We start from the raw sequence: 21,256 nt of genomic DNA on the forward strand, positions 1-21,256 counted from the left end.
CATCAATTGCCGGGCCGGATGCCGAGCAGGTCGCCGGCAGTGAATGAGCGCAGATCGATCGTGGCGTGCCTGTCGTCGACGAGCCGATCGTCGATCACTGTGATGCGCGCGTTTTGCAATCCCTTTTGCAGCTTGCCCAGGTAGTACTCGAATGCAAAAGCCGGACCGCCCAGACGGTATGCCACCATGTCGGCGTCGAAATTGATCTGCTGCACCCGCGCTGACGACAGCGTGTCGCCTGCCCGCGCACTCGCCTGCGCGACGCTCGCCAGTGACTGCTGCTGCGCATTGCCGAGCACGCCTGCCGCAAAGCCGCGCGCTTGCGCGACGCTACCCTGCGCGCGAATCTGCGCCGCTTGTACATCGTGATAAGCCGCTGCCGCCCCCGCCGGCGGATGCACGCTTTCGATCACGACCGCCACCACTTCGATGCCGCTCGCCAGCCGGTCGAGCTGCCGTTGCACAGCTTGCCGCACGCTGTCGGCCATCGCGGTTTGGCTCGTCTCGAGCAATGACTGCAGCGTATGTGACGCGAGGTAATGCACCACCTCGCGATTCGCGATCGAGCGCACCGTGCTTGCCGGATCGACGGACCGGTAGAGCGCCGCGCGCGCGGCGGCATCGCTCAGGCCCACGCGGTAATCGAGCCGCACGTCGGCGTTGACGATCTGAAAGTTCTGCTGGTCCCCACTCGCACCGGCTATCACCTGAGTCGTCTCCCACGGATGCAGGACGTCCCAGAGACGGTTCAAATCCGCCGGCGTCGGGCCGTCGGCGGATGCCGACGGCGCAGCGATGCTGCTGCTGTCCGCGCCGCCCGAGACGATCAACTGGTGCACGGCGCCATTGTCGACGACACGCACCTTGCCGAAAGGCCAGGGCATGCCGACATGAAGGCCGGGCGGCCAGACCGCGACCGGCGCGCCGAATCGTTCGTATACCGCGCGCTGGCCGGGATTCAGCACGACGATGGACGTCAGCAGCCACGCGCACACAGCCATTGCGGCGATCGTCGCGGGCAACAGGCGCACGAAACTCCGCAGCACCCAGTTTTGCCGCAGATCGATCCCATAGCGGGTGTGCAATTCAGCGCCAAGCGACGAAAGCGGCGAGCGACGATACCGCAACAGACCCGCCAGCATGCTTGAGGGGACGTGGGCAGCGCTTGTCCCGGCGCGCGGGGCGGAGAACCAGCGGAGTCCCGCGCGGATTGCCAGCTCGAGGGCGATTGCCGCACTGAATAGCGCCACGGCATGGACGGCCAGATCGAGCGCCGTGTGCATATAGACAAACCACCCCGCCGACACGGCAGCAGCGAGCGCGCACAGAAGCACCACGCGCAACATGCCCGCGAGCGACGCGGATTCCGACGCATGCGAGCGATCCGCATCGTGTGCGTAGAAGCGTTCCGCGACGAGGGTGAGAAAGGCAAGGATCAGCGCCGCAATACCGCTGGCAATGACAATCGACGGCGAGACCATCGCGTGAACCAGCGCGGCGGGGGCAAACGGCCTGAAAGCCGCCGCGGCAAGCGCCGCGGAAAGACATGCACAAACTGGCACGCCCCAAGGTTCCCAGCGAATGGAACGGGCAATGGCACTTAATCCCGCTGCATCCTGATCTTGCCGGATAACCTGCCACAGGACCCTCGCGGTCTGCCGCCAGCGCCCCGCCTCCGCCCGCTTGAGCTGCGCGCGCGCCGCCAACGTGCTCCAGATCGCGACGACAAAGACGTTCAGGCATGCGCTCGCCAATGCCGCGCACCAACGCAGATCTACGGCCAAGCCTTCCGCAAAGCTCAACGTGCCGAATACGGCCGCAAATCCGACGGCAACCCAGCCAACCAGCGAGACGCCATGACGTCCGGCCGGCCGCTCATGCGATTCTTCGTTTTCGCGCCCTGCCCGATACGACATCAGGGATCCTTACTAATTCATTACAAAACCAGACGATCTGCTGCGTCGCCGAGAGCAACAGCAAAGATCTGCGAGCGCGCAATTTAGCGTGCCAGGAAATGAAACTCAAGGAGAGTTTGCCGACAGGAATGCCACGCGCATAAGCGTACGGGAAGTCTAACCGTTGTCGCTGTGCTGAAGGGTAACGCCTTCGTGATTCAACACGTACCTGAGCGGCGGCGTCTTGCCCGCGCAAGGAAATCTTGACAGCACGGCAACGGAGAGCTGGTTCATGGCTACGGAGAACAATCGGTTTCAATTAGAAACGTTATGATATAACATTCTCCATCTTCGGGCATTGCACGAGCGCTAGCTCGAAGGCATGGCACAGCAGCGGCAACCCAGCGCTGCGATGATCAGGGCCGCTTCAAAGCGCCCCACCCACCCCTTATCCGGTATCCACGCTGATCGTGTATTTCGCATACCTAACAATTAGCCAACAAGATGAGAAATCGTAATCCTGTCTCCCAGGCCACGCTGCTGTTGTTCGCCTTTGCAGGTCACGCATACGCGGCGTCCGGCGACAGCGCCCCCGGTTCTGCAAGCGCCAGCAGCATCGCGACGACGACGCCAGGCCAGGATGGCGCGGTGTCGATCGCGCTGACGAAGAGTGACGCGCTCGATGTCCAGGTCAACGCCCAGCGCCTGGACCGCGCGCGCAACGGACTGTTGCCCGAAACCGGCAGCAGCGTTTACCGGTTCAGTCAGGCCGATATCGACACCTTGCCTGCTGGCGCGGACACGCCGTTGAACCAGGTATTGCTGCAGGCACCCGGCGTCGCCAGTGACTCATTCGGCCAGTTGCACGTGCGCGGCGACCACGCGAACCTGCAGTACCGGATCAATGGAGTCATCATTCCCGAGCCCATCAGCGGGTTCGGACAGTCGCTGGACAGCCGGATCATCGATCAGATGAACTTCCTCACTGGCGCACTACCCGCCCAGTACGGTTACCGGACCGCGGGTATCGTCGATATCCGCACGAAGTCGGGCGACACCGGCAACGGCGGCTCTATCGATGTTTTCGGCGGCAGCCATCAGACCATCAAGACCAGCGGCGATGTGTTCGGCAACAAGGGGCCGTTCAGCTACTACTTCAGCGGTTCGCTTGGCGAGAACAATCTGGGGATAGAAAGTCCCACCTCAGCCGCAAGTCCGGTGCACGATCACACGCGCCAGGGCGATGCGTTTGGATTGATGTCCTACATCATCAATCCGCTGACGCGGATCAGCCTGATGTTCGGCACGACCAGCAATCAGTTCGAGATTCCCAACACGCCTGGTTTGCCGACCGCATTCACGCTCAACGGCAATACGAATTTCGATTCGAGCCAGCTCAACGAAACGCAGTCGGAGCTCAACCAGTTTGCCGTGGTCGCGCTGCAGGGGACAAACGGCGGAGCGCTCGACTATCAACTTGCGTTGTTCACCCGATACTCGCGTACCCAGTTCAATCCCGATCCGGTCGGGGATCTGATGTTCAATGGTGTGGCGTCGAAAGACTTCCACAGCGACCGGGCGAACGGCGTGCAATTCGACTCGACGTACCGGCTCAACGACAAGCATACGATTCGCGCCGGCATACTCTTCCAGCAGGAACACGCCGTATTCGACAACAACCTCACGGTGTTTCCGGTCGACGATGCGGGCAACCAGTCTTCCGACCAGCCCATCAGTATTCCGGACTCGAGCAGCAAGACGGGCTACCTGTATAGCGCCTACGTTCAGGACGAGTGGAAGGCGACTGACAAGCTGACCGTCAACTACGGTCTACGCTACGACAAGATGAATGAGTACGTCAGCGCGAACCAGCTCAGTCCGCGAATCGGGCTCGTCTACGCGCTGACGCCGTCGACCACCGTGCACGCCGGCTATGCGCGCTACTTCACCCCGCCTGCGTTCGAACTGGTCTCCAATGCGGACATTGCCCGTTTTGCCGGCACCACCGCGCAGACCTCCGGCCGCAACGATCCGGTGCAGCCCGAGCGTAGTCACTATTTCGACCTTGGCGTGACGCAGCGCTTGAGTTCGGCGGTCACCGTCGGGGTCGACGCTTACTACAAGAAATCGTCCAACCTGCTCGACGAAGGCCAGTTCGGTACCGCATTGATTTTCACGCCGTTCAACTATCAGTATGGCCGCGTGTACGGCGTCGAATTCACGGCGAACTACAAACAGGACAACCTTTCCGCCTACGTGAACGTTGCATTCAGCCGCGCTCAAGGCAAGAACATCGCCTCCGCGCAGTTCAATTTCAGTGCCGACAAACTGGCGTTCATCAGCAGCCAATACGTTTTCCTCGACCACGACCAGCGCGTCACCGCTTCGTTCGGTGGCGCCTACGCACTCGGCACGACGACCTTTACCTTCGATGGCATCGTCGGCAGCGGCCTGCGCAGCGGCTTCGCCAATACGGATCGCCTGCCGGTGTACACGCAGGTCAATCTCGGCGTCATCCATCATTTCAATTTCAACGATCCGTTTATCGGCAAATTTGACGCTCGGCTACTGCTCGTCAATGCATTCAATCGCGTGTACGAACTTCGGGACGGCTCCGGCATCGGCGTCGGGGCGCCGCAATACGGCCCCCACTTCGCCGTCTACGCCGGCCTGACCAAAAACTTCTGACGTATGACGGACTGGCGCTGAAATGAAAGACTGGACAGACTTGCTGAACGCAGTACAACTCGGTGGATGGGTCATCTATCCGCTCACGGTGCTGGCCATTGTGTCGATGACGATCGCGATCGACCGCGCCTATGTGTTTCTGCGCTTCACACGGGCGCCTCGAACGCACGCACATCCACGGCCGGCCACTACCGGACCCGATGATGGGTTGAAGCCGTTACCGGTGGAAAATGTATTCAGACGTCTCAGCGCCCCACTCGCGCAGCTGACACGCGCCCCCATCTGGTATCGCGAGGCGAAAACCGAGGCTATCGCCGCGGAGATCGAACGGGATATGAGCAGGGGCTTCTGGGTACTGGAGACCATCGTGACGGCAGCGCCCCTTCTCGGCCTGCTCGGCACGATCGTCGGCATGATGCATTCGTTCCAGTTGTTCGGCGGAAACGGTCTCGTCGATCCGGGCGGCGTCACAGGGGGCGTCGCCCAGTCGCTCGTTGCGACGGCCGTCGGTCTCGTGGTTGCGTTGTTCTCGCTATTCGCCTTCAACTATTTTTCGCGCAGGCTGGAAAGGTTGATGGACGAACTCGAGTCGTTCGCCAACGAACGTATCAGCGAGATCCGCCTCGCTTCGGAAACTCAGGGCGACGGACCGTGAAATTTCGCCGCTCCCGGGCCGCGAAGCGCGGCCGCATCGAAATCATCCCGATGATCGACGTGATGTTCTTTCTTCTGGCAACGTTTATGCTGGCCTCCCTCGCCATGCAGCGGCTCGACGCCGTGAAGGTGAACCTGCCGTCAGGGCGTGCGCAGCAACTGTCGGTAGATGGACCGCCGACCGTGAGCGTCGACCGCCACAACGCGATTTTCGTCAACCGCGAAGCGGTTCGCCCGGACCAGGTCGAAGCCGCCGTCCGGCGCACGCTGCGTCCGGATCACGACGTCGTGATTGCCGCGGATGACGGCAGCGGCCATGGTGTGGTCGTGCAGGCGATGCTGGCGGCCCGCCGTGCGGGCGCCGAACATTTCCTTATCGCAGTCCATCGTGAATAGACACTGGACACGCGTCGCCACAAGCGCCGACAACCGCACACCCAGGATCGCGAGCGCCGTCGTGGTGGCATGCGCAGTGTGGGGCACGGCGCTCGTTCTGCTGGGTCGCGGCCTGCACACAGGCCCGGCACGCCAACGCCCTGCTGAACCGCCGTTGGAGATGAAGTTCGTTGAAATAGCGGAACCTCGCCAACCGCGGCTTGCAACACGGGAGCCTGCGGCACCCGCGGTTCAGGAGCCGCGCAGGATGCCCGCGCAGCCGCACGCCACGGTCAAGGCTGGGCGCATTCAGACGCAACCCACCCGTCAGGCGGCCCCGGCAAAGCCCGAACCGACGCTGGTCAAGCCCAATAGCACGCCTGCCAACCTGGCCGCGCCCACTCAATCCGCAGCAACCGCTGAAACCGCGGCGGCCAACTCACCGCCGCCACTATCTGGGAATCCGGAGCGCAACACCGACGCGCAAAGGCCGTCCACGCCGACATCAGGCTATTCGACAGCACGCGCCATCGCACAACCGCTGCCGACAGTCCCCGACGATCTTCGCGAGCAGGCGTACCAGACCGTCGCGACCGCCAGGTTTGTGATTCATACCGACGGCTCCGCGGCCGTCGAACTCATCCGGCCAACGCAATATCCACGACTCAACCAGATACTCATCGAAACCCTGCGCGGCTGGCGGTTCGTCCCGGCCATGCAGGACGGGCACCCGGTCGAGAGCAGCCTGGAGATCCGCGTCCATTTCAACGTCAGCTAGCGAAGACATGGCAGCTTCGCGCTGACCGGGCCGAGGCCACGCCACGAAGGTTCGTAGTTTTCAGTCAGACGAATACGCACCACACTGCGAAAACTACGTGAGCTTCAATTGTCAGAGGATTTATTCGCTCCTAGAATTGACGCACGCCCTAGCGCTCGATTGCCCGCATCCGGCGCGAGCGCGAGCCAGTTCCGCTCAGGCCCAGGAGGCGCCTGCGGAGCAGGCAAAAAGGAACACGGCGTTCCAGCGGAAAACCATTCAATGAGCGAAACGGGCGAAGAGCAAACCGCTTTATTCACCTTCGGCGACACCCAACTCGATCACGAGGGCGCACGGTCAGCGCCCAACGTAGCACTGACTGCCGGGGGGCAGGGGTTGGCCGGCATCGGCCGCAGCCTGCTCGAAGCACCCGGCAGCGAGACGCGGCAAGCCCTGATGCGCGAAGTGATCCAGCACGCGGGGTTCGAATCGCTCTGTTATTGCCGCATCGTGCGGATCGGCGAATTCGTCAGCCGCGCCGCCTGGTTCGATACGTACTCGCCGCCCGGCTGGGCCGAGCGCTACGGGCGCGAGCAATTCTTCGCGATCGATCCGCGCGTGACCTACGCATGCCGTTTCGAGTGGCCGTTCGCGTGGGACATGGAGTCGATGTTTTCGACGCCGATGGCCGAGCGCTGCGAACCCTTCGCGCGCCGCTTCAGCACCGCCGCGAAGCAGGCGGGCCTGCATAGCGGCGTGAGTTTTGGTCTGGCCACCGGCAACGCGCTCGAGCACTGCATCATTACGCTGTCGAGCGCGCAAACGGGTCGCAGCTGGATTGCCGACACCACGCTCGGCGAAGCGTATGCGATCGGCGTGGGCCTGCATGCGTTCATCGAGGCACGCGCGCGCAATCTGATGCCGTCGCTGACGGCGGCCAGTCTGAACGACGTGCAGCGTTCGATCCTGCGTTTCGTGACCCAGGGTCTGAGCGATCGTGAGATGGCGGAATCCCTGTCGATGTCGGCGCACAACATCGGCTATCACTTGCGGCAACTGAAGAAAATCTATAACGCGCAGAACCGGGTACAACTCGCGTATATCGCGGGCTGCATCCTCGGCGACTGACGCTGTACGCTCGCGGCCCCTGTCACGCAGACGGCCGCACCACTACTTGGCTACGGGAAATCCGGCGGCACGATCCGCCGCGGCCGAGGTGTGTCCTGAACGACAACAGGGGAAGCGAGCGTATGACGTATGGAATGGACGTTTTAAACGAGCCCGCGGGCCTCGCGGTCTGCCGCATGACGATGGCCGGCTACGACAGCAAGCCGTCGCCGGCCACCGCAGCGCCGGCAAGCGAGGCGGCCGATGCAGCGCCAGCCGCCAATACACCGGACATCTGCTACTACGACGAAGCGGAGTTGCTGGGCACGATCCGCCGCGACGAACTGGGCGGCGAGACCCATATCGCCGCCGATCTCGGCGCCGCCCGCAACACCGACGAGCGGATGCGGCTCGTGCGCGGCATGCTGCGCCTCGTCGGCTTCAGCGAACTGGGCTATCTGACGGTGAAGCTCGACGCTCAGGGCAGCCCGGAACGGCTGTACTTCCCGCGCAGCTATCTGTCGGCGAGTCTCGCGCCGCGCTATTTCGAAGCCGGCTATCACCGGCACGATCCGCGCTTCGCCGCGGTGCTGGCGGGCAACACGCCGCACGTCTGGGATCTGCGGCGGCTCGTCGAAACGTGGCGCCGCGCGGGCTCACCGCCAGGCATGCGCGCCATGTTCGACGAAATGCGTGACGGCGGCACCCGCAGCGGCCTGATTTTCGGCCTGCCGATTCCCCATACGCGGCTGCGCTCGATCATCAGCTTCGCTGCGCCGAGCGAGCACGCCGGCTGGATCACCGACAGCGTCGTGGTGCAGTCGCTGACGCTGGGTTTGTCGATTCATCAGCGCTTTTCGGCGTATGTGCGGGCGATCAACCGGCGCGAATCGGCGGCCGAATTGTCGGAACTGCAGATGCGCATTCTCGGCTTTCTGGCGGCCGGCCTGTCCGACAAGGAAATCGCGTTGCGCATGCACACTACCGCGCACAACGTCGACTACCATCTGCGGCGTCTGCGCCAGAAGTGCGGCGTGACCAACCGCACACAGCTGGCGTTTCTCGCGGGGCAGTTGCCGACCTCGTGAAGGTTTGAAGTCGTGAAGCGGCATCGCGGCGGGCTGCGCTCCGCCCGGGTTCGCGGCTGCCTCGTGCGTGACGCGTCGCGCGTCACACCTCACGTGTCGTCGCCTGTCGCCCACTTCAGCAGTTCCGCCACCTCGCGGAAATGCGCGCGGTCGATGAAATGGCCAAGCGCCACCTGCTCGTATAAGGTTTCCGCCAACCCCGCATTCGCCACCGCCGGGCGCAGCAGTTCCTGCGCGATCGCGCGAATTCTCTGCGCGGCTTCGCCCTCGCCGCGCGCCACCACCATCGGCAGCGACGGTGCGCCGGTATAGCGCAGCGCCACCGCGACGCGCGCCGAATACACCACCGCCGACGCGCTGCCCACCACGTCCTGTAGCGAATTGAACTGCAACTCGCGCGCGAGTTGCGTGCGGCGCGAGCCCAGATGCGGATCGCCTTCGGTCTCGCGGTATTCGCGGCGGATTTCGTCGGTGCTCATCCTGAGCTGGCGCATGTGCTGCCAGCGTTGGTGGGCATAGTCGAACGCGGCGAGCGCCGCGTACACCACCGCGGCCCAGCCGAACAGCATCGCCAGCAATTTGCCGGCGACGCCGAGAATCTGCGCGGGCGCGGAAAAGCCGGCCTCGATCGCCGCGCCGAGCGAACCGCGAATCACCGTGTAGATGATCGCGGCAAGCGCCAGCGTCTTGACCGCCTGCTTCGCGAGGTCGATCAGATTGCGCAACGAGAACATCCGCGTGAGGCCTGCAGCCGGATTGAGCCGGTTCAGGTCGGGCCTGATCCGTTCCCACGCCACCAGGCCGCCGACTTGCGCGAGTGCGGCGACCGCCGCCGAAATCCCGGCCACCGCACTCACCGCGAGTATCAGCATTGCCAATGCGCGAATCGCCGCGCTCACCAGCGGCACGAGCAACGCGCCGGAATCGCGCGCGGCAATCAACTGCGCGGCGGCATCGAGCAGCGAGTGGAGCACCCGCAGGCCGATCGGCCCGCCGCCGATCAGGAGCGCCAGCAGCGCGATGAACTGCACGGCCGAGACGAGATCGGCACTTCTGGCAACTTCGCCCTTGCGGCGCGCTTCGCGCAGCTTGCGCGCGGTGGGCTGATGGGATTTTTCGGCCATGGAAGCGTGGCAGTCAGTTCATGCGCGCCGCTACAACGCCGCACGCAATAGCGCAAATAGTGGGCTATCCGGCGCGAGAAACGCCTGCAACGAGCCGTACACGAAGTATAGAAACAGCGCCATCATCAACAGCGCAAGCGAACTCTTGACCGGTTGCGACAGCATGAACACGTTCATCTGCGGCACCGCGCGGCCGATCAGCCCGATGCCGAGTTCCGCGAGCACCAGCACCAGAATCACCGGCGTGGCGAGCTTGACGGTCGCGCGCATCACCGAGTCGGTCGCGCGGATCGCGAACTGATCGAGCACGCGGTGCGCGTTCGGCGTCAGCGAGTCGACCGGCCACAGCCGGTACGATTCGAGGAACAGCGTCAGCATCAGATGCAAACCGCCGCCAGTGACGAACAGCGTGATCGCGAGGAAGTTCAGGAACGCACCGGTCGGACCGCCCTCGCCACCGGAGATCGGGTCGAAGAATGCCGCGTTGCCGGAGCCGGTCTGGAAATCGATCAGATGGCCGACGCTTTCGATCGCCCACAGCATCGCGCTGAACGTGAAACCGAGCAGCACGCCGATCAGCGCCTCCTTTGCGAGGATCAGCATCCACAGCAGCGGCGGAATCGCAGACAGTTCCGGCACGTCGACGACCGGCGACGCGAACAGCGCGATCACCACGATCAGGCCGTTGCGCACGAGTCCGGTGAGCACGCGTTCGCCGAATACCGGCACGATCAGCATCATCGGCAAGAGGCGCGGCATCACGAGCAGCAGCGGATGCAGCGCGGCCTGGATCGCGGCGAAACTGTTATCGCCCATCGTCCAGCAGGCTCTCCGCCGACACGCCATGCCGGCGCAGTGCCGCTTCGTCCGCTTCGTCGTCCTCGCGCGCCTGCTGCGCGAGCCGCGCGCTGCGGCCCGCATCGCTCGCGACACGCTCGAGCTTGTCGAGATTCGCTTGCGCGCGATTGAGCCGCGTCTGCAATTCCGCAAGCCGCCCCTCTTCCTGCCGATGCTGCTCGCCCGCGCGCTCTGCATCTTCATGAGCGAGACCGGCCGCGCGCATCCGCGACAGATCTTCGACTACCGTGTCCTGCAGCCCGCGCGGCGACATGCGCGCCTGACCGGCGTCGCTCGTCACACGCTGCGCGAGCGCATGACGCGCGGCGAGTTCACGCACCACGCGCGCGCGGGCGTCGGCGACCGATTGCGCCGTCTGTTCGGTCACGCGGTGCTGGCGCATCTTGTCGATCGCCGCCTTGCGATGGCGAACCTCGCGCAGACGGCGCAGCGCGTCGAGCGTGGACTTAATGGCGTCGGACGAGGTCATGGAGCGTCGCTAAGGTTTCGTTGAACGGCGCGAGCGCGTCGGCGCGCTGCGAGAAAAAAGCATCGAGCGGCGCCTTGGCGCGCAATGCGGCGTCCGCGAGCGAATCGGTGCCTTCGCGGTATTCGCCGATCTGCACCAGCAACTCGATGTCCTGATACTTCGACAGCAGCTCGCGAACTCGCGCCGCGGCACCCACATGCGATTCGCACGCGACTTGTGACATCACGCGCGACAGGCTCGCGAGCACGTCGATTGCCGGATAGCGGTTGGCGGTAGCGACCTTGCGCGACAGCACGATATGGCCGTCGAGAATCGAGCGGACTTCTTCGGCAATCGGATCGGTTTCCTCGTCGCCTTCCACCAACACCGTGTAGAACGCCGTGATCGAACCGCGTTCGCCCTGCCCGGCGCGTTCGAGCAATTGCGGTAGTACCGAGAAAGTGGATGGCGGAAAGCTGCGCCGCGTCGGCGGCTCGCCGGAGGCGAGGCCAACCTCTCGCTGCGCACGCGCAAAACGCGTCAGCGAATCGACCAGTAACAGCACGCGCTTGCCCTGATCGCGGAAATACTCGGCGATCGCGGTCGCGACATGCGCGGACTTCACGCGCTCCATCGCCGGACGATCCGACGTCGACGCGACGATCACGGCCTTACTGCGCGCCTCCGCCGACAGGCTGTGTTCGAGAAACTCGCGCACTTCCCGGCCGCGCTCGCCGACCAGAGCGATCACGATCACATCGCATTCGGTGCCGCGCGCGATCATGCCGAGCAGCGTGCTCTTGCCGACACCGGACGGCGCGAACACGCCGATGCGTTGACCGACGCCCACCGTCAGCAGCGAATCGATCGCGCGCACGCTGGTGGCGAGCGGCGTGTCGATGTTTTGCCTCAGTAGCGGATTGACCGGCTCGTTGTGCGCCGACACCAGCGTGCCGCCGGCGATCTCGCCGCGGCCGTCGAGCGGCGCACCGAGGCCGTTCAGCACGCGCCCGCGCAAACTCGCGCCGACCGCGAAGCGATGGCCGCGACCCGATGGGATCACTTCAGTCGAGGGCGACAGGCCGTCGGTCGCGCCGAGCGGCGTCAGCAAGGTGGTTTGGCGCGCGAAGCCGACCACTTCGGCAAGCATCGGCGCGGCGCCAGGCGTACGCAGTTCGCAGATTTCGCCGAGCCTGGCATGCACGCCGGATGCGTTCACCAGCAGGCCGACCGCACGGCTGACACGGCCGCGTATGCGCACCGGGTTGAATTGATCGAGGCCGTGCTCGAGTTCGGTGGCAAGCGCGTTGCGGTCGAGGCCCAGCTCATCGCCGAAACCGTCGAGCGCGAGTTTGCCCAACGCGTCGGTGAAACTATCGAGCGACGATGCGCTTTCACCGTCGGCGCTGCCTGCGGGATCGAACTGAGCGTCACTCATGCCGTGCGTTGCCGGATCGCGGCTCGCAAGGCGTCGATCTGTGCATCGAGACCGACATCGAGCGTGCCGGACGGCGTCTCGACGATGCACTGCTCTTCGCTCAAGCGGCTATCGGTGACGATGCGAATCGGCGGCGTTGCAGCAGGCGTGACCGACGCCATCCGCTCCGGCCACACATGCTGCAACGCCGCCGCTACTGCCTCGCGGCAGGCCGGCGCCACCCGTACCACCAGAAACGCCTCCTCACGCACCAGCGCATCGATACGCCGCAAAGCCGTTTCGTACAGCACGCGCGGATCGCTCTCGCCGACTATCGTGCGCACCGCCTTCACGACGATCCCGGCGATCGTCTCGCGCAAGCCGTCGAGCGTACGGGCCGCATCGAGCGCGGCGCCGCAGGCCTGCTGCGCATATTCGCGCTTGCCCTGCTCGACGCCTTGCGCATGACCCTCGCGCAGTTTGCGTTCGTAGCCCTGCTGAGCCTCGTCGAGGATTCGCTGACGTTCGGTCTGCGCGGTCGACAGCAACGACCCCGCATCGAGCAGCGCCGAATACTCGCTCTGCTTGAGCACTTTGCGCTCGGAGAGGATCTGCAGGTTTTCGCTGGTAATCAGAAAAGCCAGTCCCATTGTGCGAGCCTCTCAGGTATCAGGCATAGAAAGATCAGCTCGGCCAGATGCTGCCGATGCACCGCGCTCAGTCCATACGCCGGTTGCTCGCTGACGCCGCGCGCGAACTTCAGGCGCATCCGTTCGACGATCGCGTCGCCCTCCGGCGCGACGAAATCCAGCAGCAGACGCGCGCCACGCTGGCGGATCGCGTCGACCGCGGCGCGCGGCGTCTGGCGAAACGGTTCGAGACTCTCGCCGATCGCCTCGAACGGCGGCGCGCGGTCGAGCACGAAGGGCATTGCGTTGTAGCCGAACGCGTCGACGAGCGCCGTATGCGTGCGCCAGTTCGGCGCGTCCAGCAACCACGCACGATGCAGCATCAAACCGCAGTAGGCGGCCAGCGTCGTCAACGCGCTGCGTTCGATCAGCGCGATGCGCGCCACCAGACTGCCGAAGCCGAATGCATACCGTTCTCCAAGCCCGCTTTGCACCAGCAGATGCCGCGCGAGTACCGCACGGCCACGCACGCCGAAACTCGCGAAATCGCGGTAACGGGTGGGCCAATCCTGCGGCAGCCAGCTTGGATCGATATAACGGTCGGGCCGCAGATTGAACTCGACCGCAAGGCGATGCAGGCGCGCCGCGCGAACCGGGTCTTCGGCTCGCGATGCATCGCGGGCCCCGTCGTGCACCGGTTCGCGCACTGCATCGGTCTCCATCTCACTCGCCTCGCGTCGACGCGCCCGTCGCCAGCGACGAGCGCGCGCCGAGCGCATTGGCGATGCGCGAGCCGAACGCACCGCGTCGCGCGCCGATCAGCGCCACCACGCCGAGCGTAAGCAACAGCAGTAGCGACGCGAGCCACGCGAACGGCGTGCGCAGCATCAACAGGTTCGCCAGCGTGTCGCCGCCCAGGCCCGCCGCGTGTTGGCTCGCCGCGCCATCGGCTTGCAGGAACAACGACACGTTGTCGTACGAAAGCCCTTCGATGCTATGCGCGACGAGGTCTTTGACCATCGGCGCGGTCGCATGCAGATCGATGCCCGGCCGGTACTTGATGTACACCGCCGCCGACGACGGCTTGATCTTGTCCGACAGCGGATCGTTTTCCGGAATGACCACCTGCACGTGCGCGACCACCACGCCGTCGACGTCTTCGAGCGTGCGCGCGAGTTCCTGCTGAACGCCGTAGATATAGCGCACACGTTCTTCGGCTGGCGTCGCGACGAGCCCCTGCTGCTGGAACACCTGGCCGAGACTCGCGAGGTGCTGGCGCGGCAGGCCGTGCGCGCGCAACACCTTCAACGCGTCGCCCATCGAACCGCCGTCCACGTTCACTTGCCACGCCGCCGCGCCGTCGCGGCTCTCGACGTTTTCCTTCGACGCGCCGATGCCCGCATCGGCCAGCACCGAGACGACCTGGTTAGCATCCTTTTCGTCGAGGCCGGACACCAGTTCCTGCTCGCAGCCGGCCAGACACAGCAGCAACACGGCCGCGCCGAGCCATCCGACAATTCTCATCATCGCTTGTTCATCCTGTGCGCGTGGCGGGTGGCGTTTGTTCCGCGCGCCGCCGGCACGCGTTGAGCCCCGCGTCTAGCCTTTATCCGGCGTCAACACCGAGCGCGAGCAGTTGTTCGCCGCCTGCGCGGCCGACAGCGCGAACTGGCAGCCGTTGGCCGTCATCGACAGGTCCCAGTTGTATTCCATCATCCGCGCCATATCCATGCCCCAGTCGCCGGTGGGGCGCAGCGCCTCGTGGCGAATGTTGGCGAGGTCGCTGAAATGCCGCCCAAGGCCGTCGAGGTAATTCACCACGCCGCTATTCGACACCGGCGCCGATGCCGCGGCCGCTTCGACATTGCGCGCGCCGCCCATCTGCGCGGCGAATTCCTGGCCCTGTCCGGCGGGCGGTGGTCCGGCCTGCGGCTGCGCGGACGCGGTCCATTGCGCCTGCTGAGCCGACTCGGCGGCCGACTTCTGCACTACGGCTTCAGCGCCGACCGGCGCTATCACTGATCCAGTCATGATTCAGCTCCGTGCTTGAAAACTGCATTCCAGGTGATGCGGCTACTGCTGCTGTGATGTAAACGGCTGCTGCTCGCGAGGGCGGCTTCGTCACAGCGGGTCTGCGACCCGCGTGAACGAAGCGCCGCCGCAAACAGCCGCCGCTTAGCCCAACCGGCCCGCGCTCGAATTGGCGCCCCCTTCCGCCGAACTCATGTTGTTCAACACGCTGATGGTCTGAGCGTGCGCCTGCCCGACCATCCCGATCGATTGCATCTGCATCTGCTGTTCGAACAGTTTTTCTTCGAACGCCTGCATCTGCGACGTGTTGTCCGGTAAATTCGATGAAGGGTCCGTTCCTGTCTTGGTTGCGCCTACCGTCATGATCAACTCCTTTGACTAACGAAATGCCGCTCGCGCGGCGCCTTGCCCCTTGCACGCCTAACTGCGGCCTGCAAGACACACCTTGAATTCCCCTCCCGCCGCACGGCAAACTTGCACGGCGGGCCTGCAACTACGAACTCGGCATCGCGACGCCCGCCGCAGCCGGCGCCGCCCAAGGCGCGACCGCTGCCGACGCAGCATCCGACGCCACCGCCGGCGCAGCGCCGTGCGGTCCCAGCGCCACCACATAACGCGCGCCGTTGCGCTCGAACGTGACGCTGCCCGAATCGATCGACGCGATCATCAAGCCGCCCGGCAAAGTCGCGCCCTCGAAGAAATGCCGTCCGTCGCGCGTCACCACATAACGCGTGCCGCTGTCATCGCCATACACGCCGGCGATATCCACCGGCACCGCACCGCCGCTCGTCGCGATCACCGGACCGCCCGCGTTGTCGTCGTAGACGACCTTGTCGGTCACCTCGACCGCCGGCTTCGCATCGCGCTTGAAGTTCTGCACACGCTGCCACACCGCCCGCGTCGCGACGCCGCTGATCGTCACGCGGCCACGGCCCGTGTAGGCCACCTTCAACTGCGTGTCGCTCAGCGTCTGCTGCGCGGTCGCCAGCAATTCGTTGACGCTGTACACCTCACCGAGCGTCACGCCGTCGAAGCCGTTGACGATCGTCGCGACTCGCGCGCGGTCGTTAGCGTCGCGCACGTAACCGTCCACCACGATGCCGTTGCCCTGCCCCGGCTCGACCGTCAGCTCGGGAAACTGCCGCAACGCGCCTTCCACATCTCGCATCCGTTCAAAGCGGCTTTGATGCGACCACCAGAACGAACCGCGTGTCGCCACCGCCACATAGCTGCCCGCCGCGATCGCGAACGCGCTCCAGAGCGCCAGCAGCGCGAACATCAGACGGCGGCTGCCGAGCCCGCCGAGCCACGCCGGCAACACCACCGCGAGCCAGCGATGCGAGTCGCCGCCACGCTTTGCGCCGCTCGCACTTGCCGCGCCTGCCGGCACCGCCTGCACCCCCGCCAACCGCTCGATGCCGAACTTCACCTGCGCGACCGTGACCGTGTCGCCGGGCATCAACGCACGGCGCATCTGCGCGAGCGGCGTGCCGTTCAGCAGCACCGGCGCGCCGCCCTGGTTCTGGATCGACACCGCAATCGATCCGACATGCAGACACAGTTGCCGCGCGGCGATCTCACGATCCGGCAGGATCACTTCGCAATCGGCGCCGGTGCCGACCCAGTTCTCACCGAGTTTCAGCCACAGCGTGCGGCCCGACATCGGACCGTTCAAAAAACACAGTTGCCAGCCGGACGCGTCAGGGCCGCTGCTGACCATTGCTGTCTCCCGCACCAGGCGCGGCGGCGGGCTGCGTCGCCGGCGCGGCACTCGCGGCGGCGGCCGAACTCGCCGGAGCGGGCGGCGGCGCGATCGTCTGCGCACGCGCGGTCAGCGAATCGTTCGACGGCGGCACCACCACGTTCTGCATCAGATCCGACGTGACATTCTCGGCGCCGCCCGTCGACGCATATTCAGCCGACGGTGTGACCACACGCGGTGTGATCATGTAGAAGCGCTCCATGTGCTGCCCGTCCTTGTTGGTGTACTTGAACAGGTGACCGATCCACGGAATGTCGGAGAGCAGCGGAATGCCGGTCTTGTCGAAGCTCTGCGCATCGCTGTTGAAGCCCGCGATCAGGAGGCTTTTGCCTTCGTCGATCATGGCCTTGGTGACGATGTTCCGTTGCAGGATCACCGGCACATTCGACACCTGCTGGTTCGTCACCTCGCCGTCCTGAATGTCGAGCGACATCATCACGCGCTGGGTGCCGTCCTCGACGATCAGCGGCGTCACCTTCACGCTCTGTCCGGTCGTGATGCCGTACAGCGACGAATCCTGGAAGCCCTGCACCTGCACGTAGAACTCGGTGAGGTTTTCGAGCACGGCTTCGGTGTTGTCAAGCGTCAGCACTTTCGGTTTCGAATACAGCTTGGCGTCGCCGGTGCGGGCAAGCGCGTTGATCCGCGCGAGCAGATAGTCGCGCAGCGAACCGCCGATCGACGCGGTCAGCGCGAGGCCCACCGGCGTGGTGGTGCCGGTCTGGCCGGCTTCGGTCGTGCCGGCCGCGAAGGTGAGCGGCGGATTCGCGCCGTTGCCGAACTGGAAGTCGCCGTGACTCGTATGCAACCGCCAGTCGACCCCCAACTGATCGAGCGAATGCAAGCTGATATCCATGATCGTCAGATTGATTTCGACGATGCGCGGCTTCACGTCGAGCTGCTGGATCAGCGACGCGTAGCGCCCCATGTGATCGGGCGTGTCGCGAATCAGAACGGCGTTGATCGCCGGATCGGCTTCGATTTGCGGTAATTGGTCGGCGCCGCCGAACGCGTTCAGGTCGCCGCCCGGAGCCTGGCCGCCACCGTAACCGCCGTAACCGCCGCCATAGCCACCGCCGCCGAACGCGACGCCGTTACCGCCCATGCCGGCCAGCGGAATCTCGATGCGCGGCACGTTGATCGTGTCGCCCGAACTCAGCTTGACTTCGCGGGTCGGACCGCCGAGACGCATCGCGCCCGCGCTCGGCGCGTTATTGCTCGCGCCGCGCCGGTACAGTTTGCGCAGAATCGTCGCGACGCCGGGAATCGTCACCTCCTTGCCCGAGCGATTGATCACGAAGTCAGCGGCCCAGTTGTACTTGAGCCGGAACGCGCGGATATCCGCGTGATCGTTGCTCGCCGCGCCATTGCCGACCGAATCGATCGCCTGGCGAACCAGTTCCACATAACGGCGCGGCCCGGACACATAGGCCGTGCTGTCGCGGTCGCTGATCTGCAGCGGATAACGCTTGTCGGCGATCTGCATCGACTGCATTGCCTGGGCGAGATTCGACGCCGAACCGCGCGGAATCGGAAAGACCTGGGTTTGCGCGTCGGCCGCGCGTTCGATGTAGAGAAACGAGCCGTCGTAGTACCACGTCAACCCGTAGGTCGTGCACACGCTATTGAGCGTGCGCGCCGGCGTGTCGTTAAAGCGCCCGCTGATGCTGCCTTCCACCTTGCCGTCGATCACCGCCGTGGTGCCCTGCGAGGCGGCCAGTTCGCGCAGAAAATCGGCCAGCGGCCGACCGTTCGCGACGATTTCAAAACTACGGTTGCGCCACTGCAATTCCGCCGCGTGCGCGCGCGACAGCGGCACCATCACGCAGAGCGCGAACATCAGCAGCAGCGTGCCGCGCATGCGTATCAACAGAACTGGATAAATTATTTTTTTCAAGTGAGAGCCCTGTGGCGAGTTGATCACGACATCCCTGGCAAGACGACAAACACCCGCTCGAGCGCCTGGCGCGCGAAGATCAGCAATTCGCGGCCGGCCCAGCCCGCCAGCACGATCACCGTCACCATCACGACGATCATGCGCACCGACGTGCCGATACTCGAGTCCTGCACCTGGGTGACGGCCTGCGCGATCGCGACGAACAGCGCCGTGCCGGTCGCCACCAGCACCACCGGCAACGACAGCATCAGCACCAGCAGCAACGCCTGGCGCGTGATATCGAGAATCGCGGCTGCGGTCATGCGGTTTCTCCATGATTGGGGCCTAGGTTCGTCACATGCTTCATGCCGGGTTCATGCCGGGTTTTTCACCCAGCCGATCGTATGCAGCCGCACGTCCTCTTCGATCTCCTGATACGACAGCACCGGCACATCGGGCAGCACCGGTTCGAGCACGGACTTCACATAGAAGCGCACCGCCATCGGCACCAGCACGCCGACGCGCCGCTCACGCCCATCGCGCGCGGCGCTGCGCAGCGATTCCATCACCGCGCGAGTCTGTTCGCAGACGTTGTCCTTCACGTCGCGCGCGAGGCCGAGAAACACCCCCTGCGGCGTCTTCGTGATCGCCGCCTGCACGCGGTCCTGCAAGCTCTGCTCGAACAGCACGACATCGAGGCTGCGGCTCACGCCGCAATAGCGATCCGTAATCATCCGCTTGAGATCGACGCGCACCTGCTCGACCAGTGCGATGGTGTCGTCGGGTTCTTTCGGCGCCCACGTAATGAGGCTTTCGAAAATCACCCGCAGATTGCGGATCGGAATGTGTTCGAGCAACAGCCGCCGCAGCACTTCGGTAATCCGCTGCAACGGCACGATGCGCGTGAGTTCGGCGATCAGTTCCGGATGGTCGCGGCGCGCCAGATGCACCAGCGCCTGCGTTTCCTGAATCCCGATCAGCGCGGCAGGGTTCGCGCGCACGATCGCCTCCAGATGCTGCGCGAGCACCTGTTCATGCGTGAGATTCCCGCTGCTGGACGCCTGCGTTGCGCTGCCGCGCGTTTGCGACGCGTGAGCTGCAACCCACACCGGCTGAGTGAAAGGCCCGAACGGCTCACCGGCTTCGCGTTCGAGGTCGGCGGGCAGTGGCGAGGTGCCGTCCCACAACAGCAGCCCTGCTCGCAGATAGCCGGTCGACGCAATCACGTCCTGCAACAGAATCCGATAGCTGTGCTGCGCGAGCGCCGGATCGAAGCGCAGATTCATCCGCGGAAACACCGGGCCGAGATCGACGTCGACGCGCGCTTTCGCGTCGGAGAGCGCCGCCTGCAATTGCACGAGGTTCAGATGCGCGCGCAGATCGCGGGCGAACACCACCGCGAGCAGCGCCGTCATGCCGAGCGGATGCACCTGCGAGCCGCCCGCGCCGATGCCCGCTTCGCCGTCGGCTGGCGCGTCGGCGAGCGTGATCAGATTCAGTGCGGGCACGGTCTTGCGCCGCCGCATCAGGAACACGCCGCCCGCGATCATGCCGCCCGCCAGCAGCAGGAACGACCACTTCGGAAAACCCGTCACCGGCACGAAGGCCAGCATGATCACGCCGGCGATCAGAATCGCGCGCGGATGATTGGCGATCTGCGAGCCGATCTGCTCGCCCAGATGCCGCTCCTGCGCATCGCGCGACGCGACTCGCGTGGTCACCACACCTGCCGCGATCGACACCAGCAGCGACGGAATCTGCGACGCCATGCCGTCGCCGACGGTCAGCACCGCATAACGATGCAAGGCTTGCGACACGCTCATATCGTGCATCAGCGTGCCCACCGCGATGCCCGCCAGAATATTGATGAACGCGATGATGATGCCCGCGATCGCATCGCCCTTGACGAACTTCATCGCGCCGTCCATCGCGCCATGCAGTTGCGATTCCTGTTCGAGCAATTCGCGGCGCCGCTTCGCTTCGTCCGACGTGATAATGCCCGCGCGCAGATCGGCGTCGATACTCATCTGTTTGCCGGGCATTGCATCGAGCGAGAAACGCGCGCCCACTTCGGCGACCCGCTCGGAGCCTTTCGCGATCACGATGAACTGCACGATCGCGATCACCAGAAACACCACGCCGCCGACCACGAAGTTATTACCGACGATTAGACGCCCGAAGGTATCGATGACATGTCCCGCATTTGCCTGCAGCAGAATCAGCTTGCACGACGCGATGTTCAGCGCGAGCCGCAATAGCGTGGTGAACAGCAGCAGTGCGGGAAACGACGAAAAACTCACAGCGGACGGCAGATATGTCGACACCGTCAGGAGCAGAATGCTCAACGCCAGGTTCAACGAAATCAGGCCGTCGAGCACCACCGTCGGCAGCGGCAACACGAATAGCGCGACCACCGCCGCGACGAACAGCGCCAGCAGCAAGTCGTAGTTGCGCGCCAACGAGAAGCGGGCGCCGCTTTCGCGCCACCCACCGCCCAGCGTGCCGTTCCAGAGCTTGTTGACCGTATCGAAAGGCATGAACGTGTGT

General features: G+C 64.7%; 20 protein-coding genes. 6 read left to right on the forward strand and 14 right to left on the reverse strand.

Features of this window, described 5'->3' with window-relative positions:
- Window positions 1–2 precede the first annotated feature (2 nt).
- Window positions 3–1,916, reverse strand: a complete 1,914-nt coding sequence (locus WN982_RS35675) for a protease modulator HflK (RefSeq protein WP_341316693.1) — start codon at window positions 1,914–1,916, stop codon at window positions 3–5.
- 483 nt (window positions 1,917–2,399) lie between these two features.
- Here WN982_RS35675 and WN982_RS35680 point away from each other — a divergent pair, with 483 nt between their 5' ends.
- From WN982_RS35680 to WN982_RS35705, 6 genes are all read left to right on the forward strand, one after another.
- Window positions 2,400–4,583 (forward strand): TonB-dependent receptor, encoded by a 2,184-nt coding sequence (locus tag WN982_RS35680; protein WP_341316694.1) that lies wholly within the window; start codon window positions 2,400–2,402, stop codon window positions 4,581–4,583.
- Window positions 4,584–4,605: 22 nt separating this feature from the next.
- Window positions 4,606–5,238 carry a MotA/TolQ/ExbB proton channel family protein gene (locus tag WN982_RS35685; protein ID WP_341316695.1) on the forward strand — a complete coding sequence of 211 codons (633 nt, stop codon included), beginning with the start codon at window positions 4,606–4,608 and terminating at the stop codon, window positions 5,236–5,238.
- Window positions 5,235–5,633 carry a biopolymer transporter ExbD gene (locus WN982_RS35690; protein WP_341316696.1) on the forward strand — a complete coding sequence of 133 codons (399 nt, stop codon included), beginning with the start codon at window positions 5,235–5,237 and terminating at the stop codon, window positions 5,631–5,633. The genes WN982_RS35685 and WN982_RS35690 overlap by 4 nt, the downstream gene beginning before the upstream one ends.
- A gap of 247 nt (window positions 5,634–5,880) precedes the next feature.
- Window positions 5,881–6,390: an energy transducer TonB gene (locus tag WN982_RS35695; RefSeq protein ID WP_341316697.1), complete on the forward strand. Its 510-nt coding sequence runs from the start codon at window positions 5,881–5,883 to the stop codon at window positions 6,388–6,390.
- 261 nt (window positions 6,391–6,651) lie between these two features.
- Window positions 6,652–7,497 carry an autoinducer binding domain-containing protein gene (locus WN982_RS35700; protein WP_341316698.1) on the forward strand — a complete coding sequence of 282 codons (846 nt, stop codon included), beginning with the start codon at window positions 6,652–6,654 and terminating at the stop codon, window positions 7,495–7,497.
- A gap of 134 nt (window positions 7,498–7,631) precedes the next feature.
- A complete protein-coding gene (locus tag WN982_RS35705; protein ID WP_341316699.1) occupies window positions 7,632–8,564 on the forward strand; it encodes an autoinducer binding domain-containing protein in 933 nt (310 codons plus the stop codon).
- An 89-nt stretch (window positions 8,565–8,653) separates the two neighbouring features.
- Here WN982_RS35705 and WN982_RS35710 read toward each other — a convergent pair whose 3' ends face one another.
- The 13 genes from WN982_RS35710 to sctV all read right to left on the reverse strand — a co-directional run bounded on the left by WN982_RS35710 (window position 8,654) and on the right by sctV (window position 21,246).
- On the reverse strand, window positions 8,654–9,688 hold the full coding sequence (locus tag WN982_RS35710; protein WP_341316700.1) for an EscU/YscU/HrcU family type III secretion system export apparatus switch protein: 1,035 nt from the start codon (window positions 9,686–9,688) through the stop codon (window positions 8,654–8,656).
- Between the two features lie 30 nt (window positions 9,689–9,718).
- Window positions 9,719–10,504, reverse strand: a complete 786-nt coding sequence (sctT, locus tag WN982_RS35715) for a type III secretion system export apparatus subunit SctT (RefSeq protein WP_341316701.1) — start codon at window positions 10,502–10,504, stop codon at window positions 9,719–9,721.
- Window positions 10,494–11,015 (reverse strand): hypothetical protein, encoded by a 522-nt coding sequence (locus tag WN982_RS35720; RefSeq protein WP_341316702.1) that lies wholly within the window; start codon window positions 11,013–11,015, stop codon window positions 10,494–10,496. The genes sctT and WN982_RS35720 overlap by 11 nt, the downstream gene beginning before the upstream one ends.
- Window positions 10,993–12,432 (reverse strand): FliI/YscN family ATPase, encoded by a 1,440-nt coding sequence (locus WN982_RS35725; RefSeq protein WP_341316703.1) that lies wholly within the window; start codon window positions 12,430–12,432, stop codon window positions 10,993–10,995. The genes WN982_RS35720 and WN982_RS35725 overlap by 23 nt, the downstream gene beginning before the upstream one ends.
- Window positions 12,429–13,061 carry a type III secretion system stator protein SctL gene (sctL, locus tag WN982_RS35730; RefSeq protein ID WP_341316704.1) on the reverse strand — a complete coding sequence of 211 codons (633 nt, stop codon included), beginning with the start codon at window positions 13,059–13,061 and terminating at the stop codon, window positions 12,429–12,431. The genes WN982_RS35725 and sctL overlap by 4 nt, the downstream gene beginning before the upstream one ends.
- Window positions 13,043–13,762 (reverse strand): SctK family type III secretion system sorting platform protein, encoded by a 720-nt coding sequence (locus WN982_RS35735; RefSeq protein ID WP_341316705.1) that lies wholly within the window; start codon window positions 13,760–13,762, stop codon window positions 13,043–13,045. Before WN982_RS35735 ends, sctL begins: the two co-directional genes overlap by 19 nt.
- A gap of 1 nt (window position 13,763) precedes the next feature.
- Complete coding sequence (sctJ, locus tag WN982_RS35740) at window positions 13,764–14,567, reverse strand: type III secretion inner membrane ring lipoprotein SctJ (protein WP_341316706.1); 804 nt, start codon at window positions 14,565–14,567, stop codon at window positions 13,764–13,766.
- A gap of 72 nt (window positions 14,568–14,639) precedes the next feature.
- On the reverse strand, window positions 14,640–15,071 hold the full coding sequence (locus WN982_RS35745) for a hypothetical protein (protein ID WP_341316707.1): 432 nt from the start codon (window positions 15,069–15,071) through the stop codon (window positions 14,640–14,642).
- 144 nt (window positions 15,072–15,215) lie between these two features.
- Entirely contained in the window at window positions 15,216–15,434 is a 219-nt protein-coding gene (locus WN982_RS35750) for a hypothetical protein (RefSeq protein ID WP_341316708.1), read from the reverse strand.
- Between the two features lie 130 nt (window positions 15,435–15,564).
- Window positions 15,565–16,791, reverse strand: coding sequence for an FHA domain-containing protein (locus WN982_RS35755; RefSeq protein WP_341316709.1), 1,227 nt, complete (start codon window positions 16,789–16,791; stop codon window positions 15,565–15,567).
- The gene (gene sctC, locus WN982_RS35760; protein ID WP_341319530.1) at window positions 16,772–18,694 is read right to left on the reverse strand and encodes a type III secretion system outer membrane ring subunit SctC; all 1,923 of its coding nucleotides are present in this window, start codon (window positions 18,692–18,694) and stop codon (window positions 16,772–16,774) included. The genes WN982_RS35755 and sctC overlap by 20 nt, the downstream gene beginning before the upstream one ends.
- Window positions 18,695–18,753: 59 nt before the next feature.
- On the reverse strand, window positions 18,754–19,032 hold the full coding sequence (locus WN982_RS35765; RefSeq protein ID WP_341316710.1) for a flagellar biosynthetic protein FliQ: 279 nt from the start codon (window positions 19,030–19,032) through the stop codon (window positions 18,754–18,756).
- Window positions 19,033–19,083: 51 nt separating this feature from the next.
- On the reverse strand, window positions 19,084–21,246 hold the full coding sequence (sctV, locus tag WN982_RS35770) for a type III secretion system export apparatus subunit SctV (protein WP_341316711.1): 2,163 nt from the start codon (window positions 21,244–21,246) through the stop codon (window positions 19,084–19,086).
- Window positions 21,247–21,256: the final 10 nt, after the last annotated feature.

Origin of the sequence: Paraburkholderia sp. IMGN_8 (genome assembly GCF_038050405.1) — a bacterium.
Classification (GTDB): domain Bacteria; phylum Pseudomonadota; class Gammaproteobacteria; order Burkholderiales; family Burkholderiaceae; genus Paraburkholderia.